A 20,513-nucleotide genomic window follows, 5' to 3' on the forward strand; every position below is an offset into this window, starting at 1 on the left:
GTCTCCTGATATTGTATTATTTCTTTAATTCTACCAAATTTTCGTTGATTCGGCGATAGATTGTTGTCAAGTCAAGCAAGCCTTCCTCGACAGCTGGTGTCAATTGATCTTCAGTCATACGCCAAGACCAGTTTCCACCAAGGGTAGATGGGAAGTTCATACGAGCTGTCTCATCCAATTCTAACAAATCTTGCATAGTTGCAATTGCCATGAAGCTAACTGATGAAAAGACTGTACGAAGCATAGCGTGTGGCACTGTTTCGTATTCTTTACGGTTAGTATAGCGAGTCATGTACTCACGAGTCGCATCATCGATCTCGTTACGGTACCAACCAAGGACCGTATTGTTATCGTGTGTTCCTGTGTACATAACTGAGTTAGCAGGTGCCAAGTGTGGGCTATCGATGCTTTCGTCTTCTGGGTTGAAGGCAAATTGAAGAATCTTCATTCCTGGGAAGCCAGTACGTTCACGCAACTCGATAACTTCATCAGTCATGAATCCAAGATCTTCAGCGATGATATTTAACTCACCAAGTTCTTCCTTAACGGCTGCAAAGAGCTTGTAGCCAGGACCTTTGACCCACTCACCAGGTGCTGCTGTATCGGAACCAGCAGGGATTTCCCAGTAAGATTCGAAACCACGGAAGTGGTCGATACGAACGATATCGTAGATTTTGAAGCTTTCACGCAAGCGTTCAATCCACCATTTGTAGCCATCTTTGTCCATTGCTTCCCAGTCATAGATTGGGTTACCCCAAAGCTGACCAGTTGCAGAAAACTCATCTGGTGGGCATCCTGCGATGCAAGTTGCCTTACCGTTGACATCTGTCTTGAAGAGATGTGGATTTGCCCACATATCGCTTGAATCTTCCGCTACGTAGATTGGCATGTCCCCAACGATTTCGATGTGGTTGTCGTTAGCGTAGGCTTTCAATTTCAACCATTGTTGGAAGAAGAAGTATTGAGTCACACGGTGGTAAACCAACTTGTCTGCCAATTGCTCACGGTAGCTTTCAAGTGCTGAAGCTTTACGAGCACGAACATCTGCATCTGGCCATTCAGTCCAAGCAAGATTGTCAAAATTCTCTTTAATAGCCATATACTCTGCAAAGAGTTCAAGCCATGATTGGTTGTCTTGAGCAAATTTCTCAAAATCTTTAACATCTCCTACTTCCAAGAAACGTTTTACCGCTTTTTCTAAAAGAGGACGACGTGCATAGTAGATTTTCGCATAATCAACTTCAGACGCATCGCTACCAAAGTCAACCTCTTCAAGGTCACTTGCTTGCAACAAGCCTTGTTCTATCAAGATATCTAAATCGATAAAATGAGTGTTCCCCGCGAAGGCTGAGAAAGATTGGTAAGGAGAGTCTCCGTAACTAGTTGTTCCTAATGGAAGGATTTGCCAGTAACGTTGTTTTGTGCGAACCAAAAAATCAACGAAGTCGTAAGCACTTTTACCAAATGATCCGATTCCGTATGCCCCTGGAAGAGAAGAAATGTGCATCAACACACCACTTTGACGTTTTTTCATAATAAGCACCTCATGTGTTTATAGTTAGATATTACATTTTTACGAACGCAAACGTTTGCGTTACTATCAGTATATCGCATTTTTTTGATAAATGCAAGCGGTTTTAAAAAACTTTTTTGATTATTTTTTAAAAAGTTTTTCTTCTTACCCGTATATATATACTTTCAGAAAGCAAACAAAATAGGAATAAGGGTTTCACTTATCTTATTAAGCAAAAATAAAGTGAGAATCCTCTCTGCTTTCCATTTGTAAATTAGGCAATCGTTTTCTCAACTCTTTTTAAAATTCAAAACAAAAGCTATTTTTGAATTTTCTACTATTATATGACAATGAAGCGTTTACTTTTTTCACAATTTTTTTAAAAATTTTTACCAAAAACACTTGCAACCGCTTTCTGATTGTGTTATACTAGACCCATAAAGGAAAACGTTTGCGTTTCCTCATTATAAAATTTGTTATTCTTTAGGAGGAATACACTATGTCATCTAAATTCATGAAGAGCGCTGCTGTGCTTGGAACTGCTACACTTGCAAGCTTGCTTTTGGTAGCTTGCGGAAGCAAAACTGCTGATAAGCCTGCTGCTTCTGGTTCATCTGAAGCGAAAGAACTCACTCTTTACGTTGAAGACCAATACAAAGCTTTCGCTGAATCAGCTGCAAAAGCTTACGAAAAAGAAGCTGGCGTAAAAGTTACCATCAAAACAGGAGACCAAATGGGTGGGCTTGACAAACTTTCTCTAGACAACCAATCAGGTCAAGCTGCTGACGTTATGATGGCTCCATACGACCGTGTAGGTAGCCTTGGTACTGACGGACAACTTTCAGAAGTGAAATTGAGCGACGGTGCTAAAACAGATGATAAAACTAAATCTCTTGTAACAGCTGCTGACGGTAAAGTTTACGGTGCTCCTGCTGTTATCGAGTCACTTGTTATGTACTACAACAAAGACTTGGTAAAAGAAGCTCCAAAAACTTTTGCTGACTTAGAAAACCTTGCTAAAGATAGCAAATATGCCTTTGCTGGAGAAGATGGAAAAACTTCTGCTTTCCTAGCTGACTGGACAAACTTCTACTATGCATATGGACTTCTTGCTGGTAACGGTGCTTACGTATTCGGACAAAACGGTAAAGACGCTAAAGACATTGGTCTTGCAAACGACGGTTCTATCGCAGGTATCAACTACGCTAAATCTTGGTATGAAAAATGGCCTAAAGGTATGCAAGATACTGAAGGTGCTGGCAACTTAATCCAAACTCAATTCCAAGAAGGTAAAACAGCTGCTATCATCGACGGACCTTGGAAAGCTCAAGCCTTTAAAGATGCTAAAGTAAACTACGGTGTTGCAACTATCCCAACTCTTCCAAATGGAAAAGAATATGCTGCATTCGGTGGTGGTAAAGCTTGGATCATCCCATCAAGCACTAAGAACCTTGAAGGCGCTCAAAAATTTGTAGACTTCCTTGTTTCAACAGAAGAACAAAAAGCCTTCTACGACACTACAAACGAAATCCCAGCTAACACTGAAGCTCGTACATATGCTGAAGGTAAAAACGATGAGTTGACAACAGCTGTTATCAAACAGTTCAAGAACGCTCAACCAATGCCAAACATCTCTCAAATGTCTGCAGTTTGGGATCCAGCGAAAACTATGCTCTTTGATGCTGTAAGTGGTAAGAAAGATGCGAAAACAGCTGCTAACGACGCTGTAACATTGATCAAAGAAACAATCAAACAAAAATTTGGTGAATAAAAAATTTGTTCAAGGGGGGTGGAAATCAAATCCCCCTTTGAATTTATCAATCAAAAAACATATATAGTTTAGGTTTTAGTTAGAAACCAGTATTCTATGAAAGGAGTTATTATGGAAAAGCAACAACCTAGTAAAGCAGCCCTGCTGTCTATCATTCCTGGGTTAGGACAGATTTACAATAAACAAAAAGCCAAAGGTTTTATCTTCCTTGGTGTAACCATCGTATTCGTCCTTTACTTCCTAGCACTTGCAGCCCCTGAATTGAGTAATCTCATCACTCTTGGTGACAAACCAGGTCGTGATAATTCCCTCTTTATGCTGATTCGTGGTGCCTTCCATTTAATCTTTGTAGTTGTTTATGTACTCTTTTATTTCGCAAATATCAAAGATGCACATACAACTGCCAAACACATTAACAATGGCATACCAGTACCACTTACGCTAAAAGATATGATCAAAGGAATCTATGAAAATGGCTTCCCTTATCTCTTGATCATTCCATCTTATATTGCCATGACTTTTGCGATCATCTTCCCAGTTATCGTAACCTTGATGATTGCCTTTACCAACTACGACTTCCAGCACTTGCCACCAAACAAATTGTTGGACTGGGTTGGTTTGACCAACTTTACAAACATCTGGAGCTTGAGCACCTTCCGTTCTGCCTTTGGTGCCGTTCTTTCTTGGACTATCATCTGGGCTTTGGCTGCCTCAACTTTACAGATCGTCATCGGTATCTTCACAGCTATCATTGCTAACCAACCATTTATCAAAGGAAAACGTATCTTTGGTGTTATTTTCCTTCTTCCTTGGGCTGTTCCAGCCTTCATCACTATCTTAACATTCTCAAACATGTTTAACGATAGTGTAGGAGCTATCAACACTCAAGTATTGCCAATCTTAGCTAAATTCCTTCCTTTCCTTGATGGTGTCCTTATTCCTTGGAAAACAGACCCAACTTGGACTAAGATTGCCTTGATTATGATGCAAGGTTGGCTTGGATTCCCATATATCTACGTTTTGACTTTAGGTATCTTGCAATCTATTCCTAACGACCTTTACGAAGCAGCTTATATTGACGGTGCCAATGCTTGGCAAAAATTCCGCAACATCACTTTCCCAATGATCTTGGCCGTTGCGGCACCTACTTTGATTAGCCAATACACCTTCAACTTTAACAACTTCTCTATCATGTACCTCTTCAATGGTGGAGGACCTGGTAGTGTCGGAGGTGGAGCTGGTTCAACCGATATCTTGATCTCATGGATCTACCGTTTGACAACAGGTACATCTCCTCAATACTCAATGGCGGCAGCTGTTACCTTGATTATCTCTATCATTGTCATCTCAATCTCTATGATCGCATTCAAGAAACTACACGCATTTGATATGGAGGACGTCTAAGATGAATAACTCAATTAAACTCAAACGTAGACTGACTCAAACCCTTACTTACCTCTACTTGATTGGCCTATCAATCGTGATTATCTATCCACTTTTGATTACCATCATGTCAGCCTTCAAGGCAGGTAACGTCGCAGCCTTTAAACTCGATACTAACATCGACTTCAATTTTGATAACTTTAAAGGACTCTTTACTGAAACCCTATACGGTACTTGGTATCTAAATACCTTGATTATCGCCTTGATTACCATGGCGGTTCAAACAAGTATCATCGTACTGGCTGGTTATGCCTACAGCCGTTACAACTTCTTGGCTCGTAAACAAAGTTTGGTCTTCTTCTTGATCATCCAAATGGTTCCAACCATGGCCGCTTTGACAGCCTTCTTCGTTATGGCGCTTATGTTGAACGCCCTTAACCACAGCTGGTTCCTCATCTTCCTCTACGTTGGTGGTGGTATCCCGATGAATGCTTGGCTCATGAAAGGATACTTCGATACAGTGCCAATGTCTCTAGACGAATCTGCAAAACTAGACGGTGCAGGACACTTCCGCCGCTTCTGGCAAATTGTTCTTCCACTTGTTCGCCCAATGGTTGCCGTACAAGCTCTCTGGGCCTTCATGGGACCTTTTGGGGACTACATCCTCTCTAGTTTCTTGCTTCGTGAGAAAGAATACTTTACTGTTGCCGTAGGACTCCAAACCTTCGTCAGCAATGTGAAAAACTTGAAGATTGCCTACTTCTCAGCAGGTGCTATCCTCATTGCCCTTCCAATCTGTATTCTCTTCTTCTTCCTACAAAAGAACTTTGTTTCAGGACTTACAAGTGGTGGCGACAAGGGATAATTTATCCCCGCCACCCTTTTTCATTTTAAAACTTGTTACTGTAAAACTATCCTTGTAGCAAGCAATTTATCTCCTAGACTTGAAATAAAGCACATTTCTCTATATAATACTCATATAGAAAACACCTTTTAGAAAGATACCTATGCTTCCATATCCATTTTCCTATTTTTCAAGTATTTGGGGATTTCGTAAGCCCCTGTCCAAACGTTTCGGACTCAACTGGTTCCAACTTCTCTTTACCAGTATCTTCCTTATCAGCTTATCTATGGTACCTATTGCCATCCAAAACAGCTCGCAGGAGACTTATCCGCTAGAAACCTTTATCGATAATGTCTATGAACCATTGACAGATAAGGTTGTACAGGATCTCTCTGAACACGCTACAATTGTTGATGGCAAATTAACTTATACTGGAACATCTAGTCAAGCGCCTTCTATTGTGATCGGTCCAAGTCAAAGCAAGGAATTACCTAAGGACTTGCAACTGCATTTCGATACGAATGAGCTAGTCATCAGCAAGGAAAGTAAAGAGCTGACCCGTATCTCTTACCGAGCGATTGAGACTGAGAGTTTCAAAAGTAAAGACAGCTTGACCCAAGCCATTTCTAAAGACTGGTATCAGCAAAATCGTGTCTATATCAGTCTCTTCCTAGTTCTCGGTGCGAGCTTCCTCTTTGGTTTGAATTTCTTTATTGTCTCTCTAGGAGCGAGTCTTCTCCTTTATATCACTAAGAAATCACGCCTCTTTTCATTTAGGACCTTTAAAGAGTGCTACCATTTTATCTTGAACTGTTTAGGATTACCTACTCTGATTACGCTTATTTTGGGACTATTTGGCCAAAATATGACAACTCTCATTACTGTACAAAACATTCTTTTTGTTCTGTATCTGGTCACTATCTTTTATAAAACGCATTTCCGTGATCCAGATTACCATAAATAGGAGATTTTTATGCCCGTTACGATTAAAGACGTGGCCAAGGCTGCTGGTGTTTCGCCTTCAACCGTAACCCGTGTTATTCAAAACAAATCAACCATTAGCGACGAAACAAAAAAACGTGTTCGCAAGGCTATGAAGGAGCTCAATTACCACCCCAACCTCAACGCTCGTAGTTTGGTAAGCAGTTATACCCAAGTTATCGGCTTGGTCCTTCCTGACGACTCAGACGCCTTCTATCAAAATCCTTTCTTCCCATCTGTCCTCCGTGGTATCGCCCAAGTCGCATCTGAAAACCACTATGCAATTCAGATTGCAACAGGTAAAGATGAAAAAGAGCGCCTTAAAGCGATCTCACAGATGGTTTACGGCAAACGTGTAGATGGTTTGATTTTCCTCTATGCCCAAGAAGAGGACCCTTTGGTTAAGTTAGTAGCAGATGAGCAATTTCCTTTCCTTATCTTAGGTAAATCTCTATCTCCCTTCATTCCACTTGTCGATAATGACAATGTCCAAGCTGGTTTTGATGCGACAGAGTATTTCATCAAAAAAGGATGCAAGCGAATTGCCTTTATCGGAGGTACTAAGCGACTCTTCGTAACACAAGACCGTCTGACAGGTTACGAGCTAGCTCTAAAACAATACCAACTTCCTCTCGATACTAATCTGACTTACTTTGCTAATGAATTTCTTGAAGATAATGGTTATCGCTTTAGTAGACTTCTCTTCAAACACGATCCAAATATTGACGCTATTATTACCATTGATAGTCTCCTTGCTGCAGGGGTCTGTGATTACATCGCAAAACACCAACTGGATGCCCCTGTCCTCAGCTTCGACTCAGTCAATCCCAAGCTCAACTTGGCGGCCTATGTTGATATCAATAGCTTGGAACTTGGTCGTGTTTCCTTTGAAACTATTCTCCAGATCATCAATGATGCTAAAAGTAATAAACAAATTTGTTACCGTCAGTTAATTGCCCACAAAATTATCGAAAAATAAAAACCAGCTCGCGCTGGTTTTTTTGGCCACTAATTATCTGTTTCAACGAACCGTCCCAAAATATGAACATTCTCCGATACAGAAACAAAGGCGCTTGGATCCACCTGTTTCATAATCTGTTTAAATTCATTAAACTCTGCACGTGTAATGACAGTGATTAAAACTGCCTTTCTTTCGTGATTATAGGTTCCTTCTGCATCGTGGATCATGGTTGCTCCGCGGTGCAATTTTTTATGGATTTTTTCAATTACCTTCTCTGGATGATTGGTCACAATCATGGCCTGCATGCGTTTTTGCTTGGTAAAGACAGCGTCTGTGACACGGCTAGAGACAAAGATGGTAATCATAGAGTAGAGAGCGTATTTCCAACCAAAGGTCAAACCTGCTATCAGCATGATGGTCCCATTTACCAAGAAAGAAATACTACCAACATTCTTACCCGTTTTCTTGCGAATGGTCAAACTGACGATATCCGTCCCACCACTGGAGATATTGTTTCGAAGAGCAAAACCAATCCCCAAGCCCATGACAACGCCCCCAAAGAGGGCATTGATAATAGGATCCTCCGTCAAGGTCGCCACAGGGACAAACTGGATAAAGAAGGAACTCATAGATACCGTGATAAAGGTAAAAATAGTGAACTTATGGCCAATCTGATACCAGGCCAAGACCATCAATGGAAAATTAATAGCGTAGAAGGTCAGCGAAATTGGAATATGAAAACCAAACCAGTGATTACTCAGGGCAGAGATAATCTGTGCCAGACCTGTCGCACCACTCGAATACACATGCCCTGGTTGGAAAAAGAAATTGACCGCTACTGCTGATAAAAAACCATAGACCAGAGAGGCCGAAATCTTCTCATCATATTTTTCCCGAGAGATGCTTTGTAAGACACGTAAAATTTTTATCTGATGAGCAAAGCGGCGCAGATAATAGCGCCACCGCTTAATTCGTTTTGCTTGTTTCATCTTCTTCTACTTGTAAGCTGAGTTCCTCTAGTTGTTTGAGAGCTACTGTTGAAGGAGCTTGTGTCATTGGGTCAGTTGCCTTATTGTTCTTAGGAAAGGCAATGACTTCACGAATATTTTCTTCTCCTGCTAAAAGCATGACAAATCGGTCAAGCCCGATAGCCAAACCACCGTGTGGTGGGAAACCATAGTCCATTGCTTCAAGAAGGAAGCCAAACTGGTCATTTGCTTCTTCAGCTGAGAAACCAAGAGCCTTGAACATGCGTTCTTGAAGGTCTTTTTGGTTGATACGAAGGCTACCACCACCAAGCTCATAACCGTTCAAGACGATATCGTAAGCAATGGCACGAACCTTAGCCAAATCACCTTCTAATTCGTGAGCAGTTTCTTCCTGTGGAAGCGTGAATGGATGGTGGGCGCTCATGTAGCGACCTTCTTCTTCAGACCATTCAAACATTGGCCAGTCAACTACCCAAAGGAAGTTAAATTTATCGTTATCAATCAAGCCAAGCTCTTTGGCAATACGTCCACGAAGGGCACCGAGCGTTGCATTAGCCACTTCAAGCGTATCTGCCACAAAGAGAACCAAGTCCTTATCTTCAAGCGTAAGTGCTGCTGTCAATTCTGCTTGAATGCTAGTCAAGAACTTAGCAACTGGTCCGTTTAATTCTCCATCAACAACCTTGACCCAAGCAAGACCTTTGGCACCGTACTGTTTGGCCACTTCAGTCATCTTGTCAATGTCCTTACGGGAATAGTTGTCCGCAGCGCCTTTAACTACAATTGCTTTTACAGCAGGTGCTTCTGAAAAGACTTTAAAGTCTACACCTTTGACCACTGCTGTCAAATCCTGAAGCAACATGTCAAAACGAGTATCTGGCTTGTCAGAACCGTAAAGAGCCATCGCATCATCGTATTTCATACGAGGGAATGGAAGAGTTACCTCAATTCCTTTAGTTTCTTTCATCACGCGCGCAATCAAGCCTTCTGTGATATCTTGGATTTCTTGCTCAGTAAGGAAAGACGTTTCCAAGTCGACCTGAGTGAACTCAGGCTGGCGGTCTCCACGCAAATCCTCATCACGGAAACATTTAACGATTTGGTAATAACGGTCAAAACCAGCATTCATCAAGAGCTGTTTCGTGATTTGTGGACTTTGAGGAAGCGCGTAAAAATGCCCTTTATTGACACGAGATGGTACCAAATAGTCACGCGCCCCTTCAGGCGTTGACTTAGAAAGGAATGGTGTCTCCACATCGATAAACTCCAACTCATCCAAGTAGTTGCGGATAGAGTGGGTCACTTTAGCACGAAGTTTAAGATTTTCCAACATTTCTGGACGACGAAGGTCAAGGTAACGGTAACGCAAACGCGTATCGTCATTAGCCTCAATACCATCCTTAATCTCAAATGGTGTTGTCTTAGCTGTATTCAGCACTGTCAGAGCTGTCACGTTTAACTCAACTGTACCAGTTGGCAACTTATCATTTGCTTGCTCACGCGCAGCGACCTGTCCAGTCACCTCGATAACAAATTCACTACGAAGGCTTTCAGCTGTTGTCATAACCTCTGCAGATACTTTTTCAGGGTTGATAACCAACTGCATGATTCCTTCACGGTCACGAAGATCGATAAAGATCAAACCACCAAGGTCACGACGACGACCAACCCATCCTTTCAAGGTTATTTCTTGTCCGATGTGTTCCTCACGAACACGACCAGCATACATACTACGTTTCATTGTTTCTCTCCTCTTTTATTCTGTTACTATTTTACCATAAAAGCGCAGGCTCTTCATGAAAATCATCAGAAAAGTTTGTCAGTCTTTAAAAATCAGGTAAAGTCCCTAAAAATTAGCGCCCATACAAAAATCCGATGAACTTCATCGGACTCTTTTATTTTGAATTGTTGCCTGCTTTACGCTTTTCAGCGATTTCAGCTGCCTTTCGAGGCAAGACGATTTCCGTCGTATAAGCTGTCCCAAAGCGCAAGACACCTGCAATAGGGGCAAAGACAACTGCTAGATAGTTGTAGAAGAAATCACCCTTAAAGGCATAAGCTAGCGCCCCAATGATGAAAAATAGAACAACTGCTTGAATCACTGCTAATAAAATTACTCGTTTCATGTGACCTCCTGACTCTATTATAGCATGAGTATCATCAAAAAGCCGATTAAATTATTCAAAGCGTGGAGAGAAATACTGTAGACCAGACCTTTTCTGCTAATATAAGCCAAGCCCAAACTAAAACCAAGGCTAAAATAGACAAAAAATTGTTGCACATCACCTGGGAAATGACCTAAGGTAAACAAAACACTAGATACCAGAAGGAAAAGCAGAGTTTGTTTACTATTGTCCTGCTTAGGAAAGAGATAGCGCGCTAACATCCCTCTAAAGATAAGTTCTTCCGTCAGAGGAGCAAAAATAACGACCGCAAAGAATGAGAAAAGTGGTTGAGACAAGGTCAAGTCTATCGCTATTTGCTGATTTACTGAAGGATCATTTGGCAAGAAAAACTGGACAACCAGAGATAAGAACCAAACCAAGGCAGGAAGCCAAATAAATCGGTTGAAGCCACTCTTCTCAATACGAACAGGACCTTTCTGATACCATTTGTAAATGCCGTACACATAAACTCCAGCCAAGGCCACATAGAGCAAGGTCACAGCATAGGGTGAAGCGCCTAAGGCAAGCGAAGTAGTCGCGAGCCCCTGAATGAAGCCATAGATGAATAAAAAGGATAGAATGGCTAGAAGAAACCAGCCAAGGTTTTTAAGTAATTTCATAAAGTTCTCCTATTTGAAATAGCGTTTTACCATAGGTAACTGCATCACATTGATATAAACATGGATTGCTCCGACAAGCAAGAAGGCTAGTAGCTGAATCTCTCCTGTCAATAAAGAAAAGATATCAATCAGAACGTAGAGACCTGGCAAGACATACTGATTTAATTGGAATAAAATCCGAAAACTCTGTTCCAAATTAGCCTTGCGCTCCCCTTCATCATAAGAATCGAAATGCTCTAAGATATCCTTTGGTGTAGAGAAAAATACCAAATCAAACTGACGAACAATCGCAATGGTCTTAAAAAGATATTTTTGAACACTGAAAATCAGCACTAATGCCAAAAAAGAAAGAGGTAAGGTTATATGGCTTCCATTTAGTACAACCATTTCACTTGCTGAGATGAAAAGAGCTAATAAAATCGCTACACTTGCAATATTAAAAGCAATGGTTCCAAACTCGAGATTCCGATACATTTGCACATAATAGGTTTCATTCAGATCATCATCCATTTCCTCTTGATACAAGGAATGAAATTTTCTGCTTTTCTTTAAGAAATTGAATGTCAAAAGTATGCTAATGAAACCTAACAGTAAACAAATAGCTGATATCCAGGGTATCAAGATTTTTACATCTAACATAATTCCGTGGGATTCGGCAACAGCCTTAAACATCCCTACAAAAATGCCCAAGAAAAATCCCAAGACAACAACCATTAAAAACAACAATCCACGTTTCTTTTTCTTTTCCATATTCATTCTCCTTATTCACTTGCTAGATTTTTGGATTTCTTTTCAATCCAGTCAATTACTGGTATGAGGGCAAAATAGGCCCAAATAAATTGGTCACTCTGATAGGGACTAAACCAGCCTAAGTCTATCCCAATTAATAGAAATATGCTGACTAATAGAGCTGCGACAACTACATAATAAACCACTTTATACTTGTTCATCACTCGTCCTCCTCCAAGCGAAATACCGATTCGACTGTTTCGTTGAAAATCTGAGATATTTTCAAGGCAATCACAACGGACGGGGTGTATTCGTCCCGTTCTAATAGGCTGATAGTCTGTCTGGAAACCTCTGCTAGCTTGGCTAGGTCGGTTTGATTGAGGCCATCGCGAGCCCGCAGCTCTTTTAGACGATTTTTTAGTTGCATGTTACACACCTACTTTCCTTCAAATTCAACGGTTTGGATATCCTCAATGCGTTGTAGTTTGAATTTTTCTTTCCCCTCTTTATCAACACTACGTAGTTTGACCCATTCCTCATCAACATCCACAACTTCCCATAAAGATGTTCCAAACACTTGTCCAACGATTGTTGGATTTTTCCCAATTAATTCTTGCAATAATCTTGACATTTCTATATTTCCTTTCTCTTTTCGCTCAAGCTTTTTGATTTTATTCTCTAGTTTCTTGATTTTTTTAGAATTATTAGAATAAAAGAAAATCATAAATAGTATAAATACTACCCACATCATAGCTCCTTTCTGCTTTCTATTTCTTAACTTGCTTACATTGTAACACATCTTTTTCTTTTTGACAAGCATATTTGTCAAAAAGTTTATGATTTTTGTCATTTTGCAAAAGAAAAAGGTCAGGAGTAGGTTCCTGACCAGTTTTTCTACTATTAAAATCCTAATTTTTCAAAGATTTCTGAGAAGTTTTGACTGATTGTCTCAAGTGACACTTGCACTTCTTCTCGGGTTTGGTTGTTCTTAACCGTTACTTGTCCGCTTTCGACTTCGCTCTCTCCTAGGGTGATGAGGGTCTTAGCCGCAAAGACATCGGCTGACTTGAACTGAGCTTTGAGCTTACGGTTGAGGTAATCACGCTCTGCTTTGAAACCTTGTTGGCGAAGGGCTTGTACCAACTCCAAGGCCTTGACATTTGCCCCTTCTCCCAAGACTGTGATATAGACATCTAGGGCGTTTTCGATAGGGAGGGCCACACCTTGCTTTTCAAGAATGAGAAGCAGACGCTCTACACCAAGTCCAAAACCAAAGCCAGCAGTCTCAGGGCCACCAAAGTAGGCAACCAAACCATCGTAACGACCACCCGCACAGACTGTCAAGTCATTGCCCTCAATCTCTGTGATAAACTCGAAAATGGTGTGGTTGTAGTAGTCCAGACCACGCACCATATTGGTATCGATGATATAGTCTACTCCAAGATTTTCCAACATCTGACGCACAGCATCAAAGTGTGCTTGGCTTTCTTCATCAAGGAAATCCAAGATAGACGGTGCATTCTCTACAGCCACCTTGTCTTCTTTTTCCTTAGAGTCCAAGACACGAAGAGGATTTTCCTCCAAACGACGTTGGCTATCCTTAGACAAGGTCTCCTTGAGCGGTGTCAAATAGTCAATCAAGGCTTGACGGTAGGCCGCACGACTCTCAGGATTCCCAAGAGTGTTAAGATGTAATTTGACACCTTGGATACCGATTTCTTTCAAGAAATGGGCCGCCATCGCGATTGTTTCCACATCGGTAGCTGGATTGCTAGATCCAAAACACTCAACACCAATCTGGTGGAACTGGCGCAAACGCCCTGCCTGTGGACGCTCATAACGGAACATAGGGCCCATGTAGTAGAACTTACTTGGCTTTTGCACTTCTGGAGCGAAAAGTTTATTTTCCACATAGGAACGGACAACTGGCGCTGTTCCTTCTGGACGGAGGGTAATATGACGGTCACCCTTGTCATAGAAATCGTACATTTCCTTGGTTACGATATCCGTTGTGTCTCCGACAGAGCGACTGATAACCTCGTAGTGCTCAAAAATAGGCGTGCGCACTTCTGCATAGTTATAGCGCTTGAAAATCTCACGGGCAAAGCCCTCAACGTACTGCCATTTGACAGATTCAGCAGGTAAAATATCCTGCGTTCCTTTTGGTTTTTGTAATTTCATAGGGAATCCTCTTTAAATTTAATAGTCTTATTTTACCATAAATAGAGGGATTAAAACAGTGAGAAAAAATTTAGGATTTAGATATCATTTTTGAGATTAATAACTGTCAAAAGAATAGCCAGGAAGGAAAGACCAACAAATAGCATCCAAGTCAACTGTATATTCCATACGGCTACTAGTGAGAAACAAGCTGTTCCCACAGGTATGGATAAGGTAAACAATAAACCTAAAAAATTACTGGTACGAGCTAGAACTTCTGGAGCTAGATTTTTCATGAGCATGGCACTAATCTTTGGTTGAACTTTACCAGACATATACAGAGTTAAAAATAGAAATAGCAAACCAAGCACGACTTGATTGAATACATTAGCCAGACCAACTAGACTAAGTCCTACGGTCACCCACATCATCAATCTAGGCAAGGACTGCTTCCCAAAATAATCATTGCCCGTAAGGCTACTGATGATGACTGCTACTACAGCACCGACTTGACTGATAAATAACGCCTCTGTGTAAGAAAAATTCAAGAGAGAATGGCTCAAAAAGAAGATATTGTAGATGCCCCCTAAGGAACCACCCAAGGCATTAATCAGCAAGACAGCAAAGATCATGAATCCAAAGTTTTTCTGTCCACCTTTAAGAAAAACAAGGCGTAAATTTCGGTAAATTGTTAGGAACTGGTCTTTGATAGAAAGCTTCTCATTTTTTAGTGATTCACCATCAGCAGATGACATTGACAGGCTTAATTTGCTTTTTCCTAAAAAGAGAACAAAGGCTGATACTAGGAAAAAGCAGGCATTGATTCCCGCAACGAGGGAAAAATTGTTGACTGATAGACCTAAGAGCCACACTCCGAAAGCTTGACCACCAATGGCTGAAATATAGGTGATAAACTGTGAAAAAGCATAAGCCTCCATTAGATCATCTTCAGCTACTTTTTCCTTAATAAGAGGCATGCGCAGGCCACCAGCAAAATCACTGATAACATCACTAATGACATTGATTAAACACAGGCTAGAAAAGGCAAAGAGACTAGCTTGCTGGACAACTAAAGCTGCTAGAAAAAATAAAACCGCCTGAAACAAACCGCTATAGACCATCCATTTGACCTTGTCCCTCGTGTAATCTGCCCGAATCCCTACAAAAACTGTAAAGAGAGTCGGAAGAATCATGACAATATTCGCCATAGCAACAGCAAAGGAGGCTTGTGACAAGGTCGATGCATAGACGATAAATACCAGGTTAAAAATTGAAGCACCAAAAGCATTGAAGAAGCGTGACAAAGTCAAGAGTCGATAAGCTTGATTTCTAAACAATAGTTTCATAGGTAATCTCCCTTCTTGTTCGAAGTTTTATGTGAAGTATGACTATAGTATAGCACTTAGAAATTTTAGAGGAAAAACTTTTGAATATATGCAACAAATAAAATGAGCAAAAAGAAACAATAGAATTTCTCCAATGACACGAGAGAGCCCAACAGTTCTATCGCTTAAAATTTTAAATTATTTTCTTGGTTTGCAGATATTCAACAATCGGTCGTTTTTCTATAGTATTCGGCAGATTTATTACAGCCAAGCATCTCAAAAATATGGACAGCATCTTCCATCTTTTTCTGTCCTTCCTTAACTCTACCTTGCTTGCTATCAAGGAGACCTTCTGCCCACAAATAGACAATTCGGAAATAGGTTTCATTTTCATTGTAGAAATGCTCTTCGATAACACGTTTAAAATAAGAGGCATTGGTAAATTCTTCACACTCAATGCTGGCTAAAAAGCCATTCAATAGTATAGTGTGAAACAGATTTCGATTACCAGACATTTCCATTAGAAAATCAGATTTACGTACCATTTCTCGTACATATCTAGTGAAAAGAGAAACAGATAGAAAGGCAGAACTGACTGAAAATAAATTTAGTTCATAGATTCCCCAAATCTCAGTAGAAAACAAGTAGTCATGAAGGACTTTCCCCTCCTCTGCCGTTAACTCTACCGTATCATCCATGCTCTTCATATATGACTTGATAATAATGGCATTTAGAATATGTTTCTGTTTGTTGTGAGAATGGGCATGCTTTTGATACTCCTTGCGATACAGGTCTTCGAGAGGTGCTATATTCTTTATATCCAAGACATTTATGATTTCTTTTCTCAACTCAGAATCTGTATCATACTGAAAACCTCTCGCCAGAAAGAGAACTTCCTCCACACTGGCAGATATATTTTCTAGGGCAAATAGAAACTTTTCCACTGAAAGCTCACTCTGACCAGTTTCAAATCGGGACAACATAGACGGCGAAAATTGTCCCCCAGTTGCTTGTCTCAGTGAGATATTTCTTGACTCTCGTAATTGTCTAAAGACTTTTCCAATCTGCTCCATAGACTTCCCCTTAATTCTGCATTTTCTTTATGTTATCATATTTTTTCAGAAAATTCATCAAAAACTTGCCAAATTGTCAGAATTATGAGAAAATAGAGGATATTTATCACGTGGAGGGACTGCTATGAGAGACGATATCAAAATCAATGACCGTGCTTTGGCCTTACAAGACCAAATTATCGAAAAACTAGAGAAGGTTTTTGATACAGATGTGGAATTGGATGTTTACAATCTAGGGTTGATTTATGAAATCAATCTGGACGAAACAGGACTCTGCAAGATTGTTATGACCTTCACCGATACTGCCTGCGATTGTGCCGAAAGCCTGCCTATCGAAATCGTGGCAGGACTGAAACAAATCGAGGGTATCGAAGATGTCAAGGTTGAAGTTACCTGGTCACCTGCTTGGAAAATCACACGAATCAGTCGCTATGGCCGTATTGCCCTTGGACTACCACCTCGTTAAGCAGGTCAATTACTTTTGAAGATGAAAAAAGCAAGCCAAAGTTGGCTTGCTTTTTGATACTCAATGAAAATCAAAGAGCAAACTAGGAAACTAGCCGCAGGTTGCTCAAAACAGTGTTTTGAGGTTGTAGATAGAACTGACGAAGTCAGTAACCATACCTACGGCAAGGCGACGTTGACGTGGTTTGAAGAGATTTTCGAAGAGTATGAGTTTATTTTTTACCTGACTTGTCCATATTCCAGAAGTCTGTCACGGCTCCGCGTGAAGCAGATGATACGATGTGAGCGTATTTACCGAGGACACCACGACTGTAAAGTGGTGGCAAGGTTGTTTCTGCCTTGCGTTTTTCAAGTTCTTCTTCGGATACGGCCATGGAAATTTCTTTGGTATCTTGGTCAACCGTAACGATATCGCCTGTACGAAGGTAGGCAATTGGTCCACCATCCTGAGCTTCAGGGGCGATATGTCCAACAACCAGACCATAAGTACCACCAGAGAAACGTCCATCTGTCAAGAGGGCAACCTTGTCTCCTTGACCTTTACCAACGATCATGGATGAAAGTGACAACATCTCAGGCATACCAGGACCACCCTTAGGTCCAACGAAACGCACAACGACTACATCGCCATCAACAATTTCATCTGTCAGAACGGCCTGAATAGCATCTTCTTCTGAGTCAAAGACCTTAGCTGGACCAACGTGACGACGTACTTTCACACCTGATACCTTGGCAACCGCACCGTCAGGGGCAAGGTTCCCGTTCAAGATGATAAGCGGACCGTCCGCACGTTTTGGATTTTCAAGTGGCATGATAACTTTTTGACCTGGTGTAAGGTCTGCAAAGTCAGCCAAGTTCTCAGCGACAGTCTTACCAGTACATGTGATACGGTCCCCGTGAAGGAAACCATTTGCCAACAAGTACTTCATAACCGCAGGGACACCACCGACTTCATAGAGGTCTTGGAAGACATACTGACCAGATGGTTTCAAGTCGGCCAAGTGAGGCACACGTTCTTGGATCGTATTGAAGTCCTCAAGTGACAAGTCAACATTGGCAGCATGGGCAATGGCAAGCAAGTGAAGAGTGGCATTTGTAGAACCACCGAGAGCCATGGTTACAGTGATAGCATCTTCAAAGGCTTCACGAGTCAAGATATCTGATGGCTTGAGACCAAGCTCCAACATCTTAACAACAGCACGTCCTGCTGCTTCAATGTCTTCTTTCTTGTCAGCTGATTCAGCTGGGTGAGATGAAGACCCTGGCAAACTCATACCGAGAACTTCGATAGCTGTCGCCATGGTATTAGCAGTATACATACCACCACAGCCACCAGGGCCAGGGCAGGCATTACATTCAAGACGTTTCACATCCTCAGCTGTCATGTCACCGTGGTTCCATTTTCCGATTCCCTCAAAGACAGAAACCAAGTCGATGTCTTTGCCATCAAGATTTCCCGGTGCAATGGTTCCACCATAGGCGAAAATAGCTGGGATATCCATATTAGCAATGGCAATCATAGAACCAGGCATGTTCTTATCACAGCCACCGATAGCGACAAAGGCATCAACGTTGTGACCACCCATCGCCGCCTCGATAGAGTCCGCGATGATATCACGAGATGTTAGGGAAAAACGCATACCAGGCGTTCCCATAGCAATCCCGTCCGCTACAGTAATAGTTCCAAACTGCACAGGCCAAGCACCTGCCGATTTGACACCTTCTTTAGCCAATTTCCCAAAATCATGCAAGTGAATGTTACATGGTGTATTTTCCGCCCAAGTCGAAATCACTCCCACAATCGGTGTTTCAAAGTCCTTATCTGTCATACCAGTCGCACGAAGCATAGCACGGTTTGGTGATTTTACCATACTGTCATAAATGCTACTGCGGTGACGTTTATCTAATTCAGTCATTTGTTCCCTCCCATTTCAGTTTTTACTATTATAGCACATTTTAAAAGCAATGAACAGAAGAAAATTCTTGAATTTTCAGAAAATTTTGATTAATTAGATTGAATGGCTTCTATTTTTTTCATCTTTTTTTGTCAAGTAACTTTACTTTACAAAAAAAATGTGTTATCCTAGTATGGTTGATGAAAATCAGTAGATTGAATCGAATATAAATACCTAAAGGAGAAATCAAAATGGCAGTACCTGCACGTCGCACTTCAAAAGCGAAGAAAAACAAACGTCGTACACACTACAAAGTAACAGCTCCATCTGTAAACTTTGACGAAACTACTGGAGATTACTCACGTTCTCACCGTGTATCACTTAAAGGATACTACAAAGGACGTAAAATCGCTAAAGCTGCATCAGCTGAATAATAGAAGGGAGATACCATGCGCGTAAATATTACACTTGAACACAAAGAATCTGGTGAACGCTTGTACCTTACTTCTAAAAACAAACGTAACACTCCAGACCGTCTTCAATTGAAGAAATACTCACCAAAACTTCGCAAACACGTTGTGTTCACCGAAGTTAAGTAAGCATTCAATACGAATCAATACAGAAGAAAAACGCATTCAAGCGTTTTTTTCTTTTGTTAATTTCCGTACATCGCAATAAAAATCAACCGAATGACTACATTTTTGACTATATTTTTTGTGAAATAAATTAGATGTTCGGATATATAGAATACGCTCTAGTCATATTGTCTAGAGAGTTTTTGTATTTTATAATCTATTCAATCTTTGGTTTCCAATTATCAATTTTCAACGAATCACCATGTAAATCATAAGCAATTGAGATTAATGTGATTTTTGAAGCAATATTCTCTATCTTCATAATTCATTTTATCTTATTATTAAATCTTCTATTTTTATCAAGATTGATATTTCAATTTCAACATGGTTCATATTGATTTTTAAATCTCTTTTTGTTTATTATCAAAAACTTTTTTTGAATCAATGATTTTTTGGTAAAAACCATATTCAATCTCTGTAAAGTGACAGAATACTTCAGCACACTCAATTAGAATAGGATTTAGTTCTTTCCTAGGAGCCAAGCCAACTGAAAGTCTAATTCGAAAATCTCCATCAGATTGATCTGTCCAAAAAGCCTGATGAAATGCTATTTCTGATAAATGAACATAACCAGATGATTTATTGTAAATTTCTTCAATCTCAGGATAATACTCTGACATCCTTTTCTTAAGATTGGTATCAGTCATCCTTCTGTTTTGATTATCTTTCAAATTTCTAATACTTTTACCACTTAAAGTCTCTTTAATAAATAATCTTCTGTTTTCTGATATAAAAGCCGCGAAGACTCTCATAAGGTTATCAAGTTGTGTTCGTACTAAGATTCCTGCACAAGTCAGATTTCTCGTTCTTAATAAGTCTATTATTCCATCAATAAATTGAATTCGTCTGTTAAGTGCAGAAATAAAAAAAATATCATCTTCAGTAAAATTTTCACCAATAATATCTGCAGCTATTGACTTTGATTCTTCACGATATTCTCTTAATTTATTAAAATATGTCTCTATTTCATTGAAATATTCATCATTTGTCATTACATTTCCTCC

At 40.4% G+C, this 20,513-nt stretch carries 22 protein-coding genes; 8 read left to right on the forward strand and 14 right to left on the reverse strand.

The window, feature by feature from the left end; genetic code table 11:
- Positions 1-16: 16 nt before the first annotated feature.
- Positions 17-1,534: a 4-alpha-glucanotransferase gene (gene malQ / locus FBF73_RS07185; protein WP_136937369.1), complete on the reverse strand. Its 1,518-nt coding sequence runs from the start codon at positions 1,532-1,534 to the stop codon at positions 17-19.
- Positions 1,535-2,012: 478 nt separating this feature from the next.
- Here malQ and FBF73_RS07190 point away from each other — a divergent pair, with 478 nt between their 5' ends.
- The 5 genes from FBF73_RS07190 to FBF73_RS07210 all read left to right on the forward strand — a co-directional run bounded on the left by FBF73_RS07190 (position 2,013) and on the right by FBF73_RS07210 (position 7,471).
- Positions 2,013-3,284, forward strand: a complete 1,272-nt coding sequence (locus tag FBF73_RS07190; protein ID WP_136937370.1) for an extracellular solute-binding protein — start codon at positions 2,013-2,015, stop codon at positions 3,282-3,284.
- Between the two features lie 111 nt (positions 3,285-3,395).
- Complete coding sequence (locus FBF73_RS07195) at positions 3,396-4,688, forward strand: sugar ABC transporter permease (RefSeq protein WP_169435194.1); 1,293 nt, start codon at positions 3,396-3,398, stop codon at positions 4,686-4,688.
- A 1-nt stretch (position 4,689) separates the two neighbouring features.
- On the forward strand, positions 4,690-5,532 hold the full coding sequence (locus tag FBF73_RS07200) for a sugar ABC transporter permease (RefSeq protein WP_033675775.1): 843 nt from the start codon (positions 4,690-4,692) through the stop codon (positions 5,530-5,532).
- A 142-nt stretch (positions 5,533-5,674) separates the two neighbouring features.
- Positions 5,675-6,475, forward strand: a complete 801-nt coding sequence (locus FBF73_RS07205; RefSeq protein WP_136937372.1) for a DUF1189 domain-containing protein — start codon at positions 5,675-5,677, stop codon at positions 6,473-6,475.
- Between the two features lie 9 nt (positions 6,476-6,484).
- Positions 6,485-7,471 (forward strand): LacI family DNA-binding transcriptional regulator, encoded by a 987-nt coding sequence (locus FBF73_RS07210; protein ID WP_136937373.1) that lies wholly within the window; start codon positions 6,485-6,487, stop codon positions 7,469-7,471.
- A 29-nt stretch (positions 7,472-7,500) separates the two neighbouring features.
- Here FBF73_RS07210 and FBF73_RS07215 read toward each other — a convergent pair whose 3' ends face one another.
- The 11 genes from FBF73_RS07215 to FBF73_RS07265 all read right to left on the reverse strand — a co-directional run bounded on the left by FBF73_RS07215 (position 7,501) and on the right by FBF73_RS07265 (position 16,514).
- Positions 7,501-8,442: a YitT family protein gene (locus FBF73_RS07215; RefSeq protein WP_136937374.1), complete on the reverse strand. Its 942-nt coding sequence runs from the start codon at positions 8,440-8,442 to the stop codon at positions 7,501-7,503.
- Entirely contained in the window at positions 8,420-10,183 is a 1,764-nt protein-coding gene (aspS, locus tag FBF73_RS07220) for an aspartate--tRNA ligase (RefSeq protein ID WP_136937375.1), read from the reverse strand. The genes FBF73_RS07215 and aspS overlap by 23 nt, the downstream gene beginning before the upstream one ends.
- 154 nt (positions 10,184-10,337) lie before the next feature.
- Entirely contained in the window at positions 10,338-10,568 is a 231-nt protein-coding gene (locus tag FBF73_RS07225) for a hypothetical protein (protein ID WP_000832185.1), read from the reverse strand.
- 17 nt (positions 10,569-10,585) lie between these two features.
- A complete protein-coding gene (locus tag FBF73_RS07230) occupies positions 10,586-11,227 on the reverse strand; it encodes a CPBP family intramembrane glutamic endopeptidase (protein WP_136937376.1) in 642 nt (213 codons plus the stop codon).
- Between the two features lie 9 nt (positions 11,228-11,236).
- Complete coding sequence (locus FBF73_RS07235) at positions 11,237-11,977, reverse strand: DUF3169 family protein (protein ID WP_136937377.1); 741 nt, start codon at positions 11,975-11,977, stop codon at positions 11,237-11,239.
- An 11-nt stretch (positions 11,978-11,988) separates the two neighbouring features.
- Positions 11,989-12,177, reverse strand: a complete 189-nt coding sequence (locus FBF73_RS07240; RefSeq protein WP_001046148.1) for a hypothetical protein — start codon at positions 12,175-12,177, stop codon at positions 11,989-11,991.
- On the reverse strand, positions 12,177-12,383 hold the full coding sequence (locus FBF73_RS07245; RefSeq protein ID WP_136937426.1) for a helix-turn-helix transcriptional regulator: 207 nt from the start codon (positions 12,381-12,383) through the stop codon (positions 12,177-12,179). The genes FBF73_RS07240 and FBF73_RS07245 overlap by 1 nt, the downstream gene beginning before the upstream one ends.
- A gap of 9 nt (positions 12,384-12,392) precedes the next feature.
- Positions 12,393-12,857, reverse strand: a complete 465-nt coding sequence (locus FBF73_RS07250; protein WP_136937378.1) for a hypothetical protein — start codon at positions 12,855-12,857, stop codon at positions 12,393-12,395.
- Positions 12,857-14,137: a histidine--tRNA ligase gene (gene hisS / locus FBF73_RS07255; RefSeq protein WP_136937379.1), complete on the reverse strand. Its 1,281-nt coding sequence runs from the start codon at positions 14,135-14,137 to the stop codon at positions 12,857-12,859. The genes FBF73_RS07250 and hisS overlap by 1 nt, the downstream gene beginning before the upstream one ends.
- Positions 14,138-14,214: 77 nt before the next feature.
- Complete coding sequence (locus FBF73_RS07260; RefSeq protein WP_136937380.1) at positions 14,215-15,462, reverse strand: MFS transporter; 1,248 nt, start codon at positions 15,460-15,462, stop codon at positions 14,215-14,217.
- 200 nt (positions 15,463-15,662) lie between these two features.
- Positions 15,663-16,514 carry a helix-turn-helix domain-containing protein gene (locus FBF73_RS07265; RefSeq protein WP_136937381.1) on the reverse strand — a complete coding sequence of 284 codons (852 nt, stop codon included), beginning with the start codon at positions 16,512-16,514 and terminating at the stop codon, positions 15,663-15,665.
- 124 nt (positions 16,515-16,638) lie between these two features.
- Here FBF73_RS07265 and FBF73_RS07275 point away from each other — a divergent pair, with 124 nt between their 5' ends.
- Positions 16,639-16,980, forward strand: coding sequence for a metal-sulfur cluster assembly factor (locus FBF73_RS07275; RefSeq protein ID WP_001204052.1), 342 nt, complete (start codon positions 16,639-16,641; stop codon positions 16,978-16,980).
- Between the two features lie 211 nt (positions 16,981-17,191).
- On the opposite strand, the gene ilvD is transcribed toward FBF73_RS07275, so the two are convergent.
- Positions 17,192-18,895, reverse strand: coding sequence for a dihydroxy-acid dehydratase (gene ilvD / locus FBF73_RS07280; RefSeq protein WP_000137343.1), 1,704 nt, complete (start codon positions 18,893-18,895; stop codon positions 17,192-17,194).
- A 230-nt stretch (positions 18,896-19,125) separates the two neighbouring features.
- On the opposite strand from ilvD, the gene rpmF reads away from it, so the two are divergent.
- Positions 19,126-19,308, forward strand: coding sequence for a 50S ribosomal protein L32 (gene rpmF / locus FBF73_RS07285; protein ID WP_000290417.1), 183 nt, complete (start codon positions 19,126-19,128; stop codon positions 19,306-19,308).
- Positions 19,309-19,323: 15 nt separating this feature from the next.
- A complete protein-coding gene (gene rpmG, locus FBF73_RS07290) occupies positions 19,324-19,473 on the forward strand; it encodes a 50S ribosomal protein L33 (RefSeq protein ID WP_001265622.1) in 150 nt (49 codons plus the stop codon).
- Positions 19,474-19,850: 377 nt separating this feature from the next.
- Here the strand turns inward: rpmG and FBF73_RS07295 are convergent, their stop codons facing one another.
- Positions 19,851-20,501, reverse strand: a complete 651-nt coding sequence (locus FBF73_RS07295) for a hypothetical protein (RefSeq protein ID WP_136937382.1) — start codon at positions 20,499-20,501, stop codon at positions 19,851-19,853.
- Positions 20,502-20,513: the final 12 nt, after the last annotated feature.

Origin of the sequence: Streptococcus mitis, from assembly GCF_005144795.1 — a bacterium.
GTDB classification, from domain to species: Bacteria; Bacillota; Bacilli; order Lactobacillales; family Streptococcaceae; genus Streptococcus; species Streptococcus mitis_BB.

Bases quoted from the DNA above. Each gene is read 5' to 3' on its own strand.
- malQ (WP_136937369.1), bottom strand. From the start codon at position 1,534: ATGAAAAAACGTCAAAGTGGTGTGTTGATGCACATTTCTTCTCTTCCA.
- FBF73_RS07190 (WP_136937370.1), top strand. From the start codon at position 2,013: ATGTCATCTAAATTCATGAAGAGCGCTGCTGTGCTTGGAACTGCTACA.
- FBF73_RS07195 (WP_169435194.1), top strand. From the start codon at position 3,396: ATGGAAAAGCAACAACCTAGTAAAGCAGCCCTGCTGTCTATCATTCCT.
- FBF73_RS07200 (WP_033675775.1), top strand. From the start codon at position 4,690: ATGAATAACTCAATTAAACTCAAACGTAGACTGACTCAAACCCTTACT.
- FBF73_RS07205 (WP_136937372.1), top strand. From the start codon at position 5,675: ATGCTTCCATATCCATTTTCCTATTTTTCAAGTATTTGGGGATTTCGT.
- FBF73_RS07210 (WP_136937373.1), top strand. From the start codon at position 6,485: ATGCCCGTTACGATTAAAGACGTGGCCAAGGCTGCTGGTGTTTCGCCT.
- FBF73_RS07215 (WP_136937374.1), bottom strand. From the start codon at position 8,442: ATGAAACAAGCAAAACGAATTAAGCGGTGGCGCTATTATCTGCGCCGC.
- aspS (WP_136937375.1), bottom strand. From the start codon at position 10,183: ATGAAACGTAGTATGTATGCTGGTCGTGTTCGTGAGGAACACATCGGA.
- FBF73_RS07225 (WP_000832185.1), bottom strand. From the start codon at position 10,568: ATGAAACGAGTAATTTTATTAGCAGTGATTCAAGCAGTTGTTCTATTT.
- FBF73_RS07230 (WP_136937376.1), bottom strand. From the start codon at position 11,227: ATGAAATTACTTAAAAACCTTGGCTGGTTTCTTCTAGCCATTCTATCC.
- FBF73_RS07235 (WP_136937377.1), bottom strand. From the start codon at position 11,977: ATGGAAAAGAAAAAGAAACGTGGATTGTTGTTTTTAATGGTTGTTGTC.
- FBF73_RS07240 (WP_001046148.1), bottom strand. From the start codon at position 12,177: ATGAACAAGTATAAAGTGGTTTATTATGTAGTTGTCGCAGCTCTATTA.
- FBF73_RS07245 (WP_136937426.1), bottom strand. From the start codon at position 12,383: ATGCAACTAAAAAATCGTCTAAAAGAGCTGCGGGCTCGCGATGGCCTC.
- hisS (WP_136937379.1), bottom strand. From the start codon at position 14,137: ATGAAATTACAAAAACCAAAAGGAACGCAGGATATTTTACCTGCTGAA.
- FBF73_RS07260 (WP_136937380.1), bottom strand. From the start codon at position 15,462: ATGAAACTATTGTTTAGAAATCAAGCTTATCGACTCTTGACTTTGTCA.
- FBF73_RS07265 (WP_136937381.1), bottom strand. From the start codon at position 16,514: ATGGAGCAGATTGGAAAAGTCTTTAGACAATTACGAGAGTCAAGAAAT.
- FBF73_RS07275 (WP_001204052.1), top strand. From the start codon at position 16,639: ATGAGAGACGATATCAAAATCAATGACCGTGCTTTGGCCTTACAAGAC.
- ilvD (WP_000137343.1), bottom strand. From the start codon at position 18,895: ATGACTGAATTAGATAAACGTCACCGCAGTAGCATTTATGACAGTATG.
- rpmF (WP_000290417.1), top strand. From the start codon at position 19,126: ATGGCAGTACCTGCACGTCGCACTTCAAAAGCGAAGAAAAACAAACGT.
- rpmG (WP_001265622.1), top strand. From the start codon at position 19,324: ATGCGCGTAAATATTACACTTGAACACAAAGAATCTGGTGAACGCTTG.
- FBF73_RS07295 (WP_136937382.1), bottom strand. From the start codon at position 20,501: ATGACAAATGATGAATATTTCAATGAAATAGAGACATATTTTAATAAA.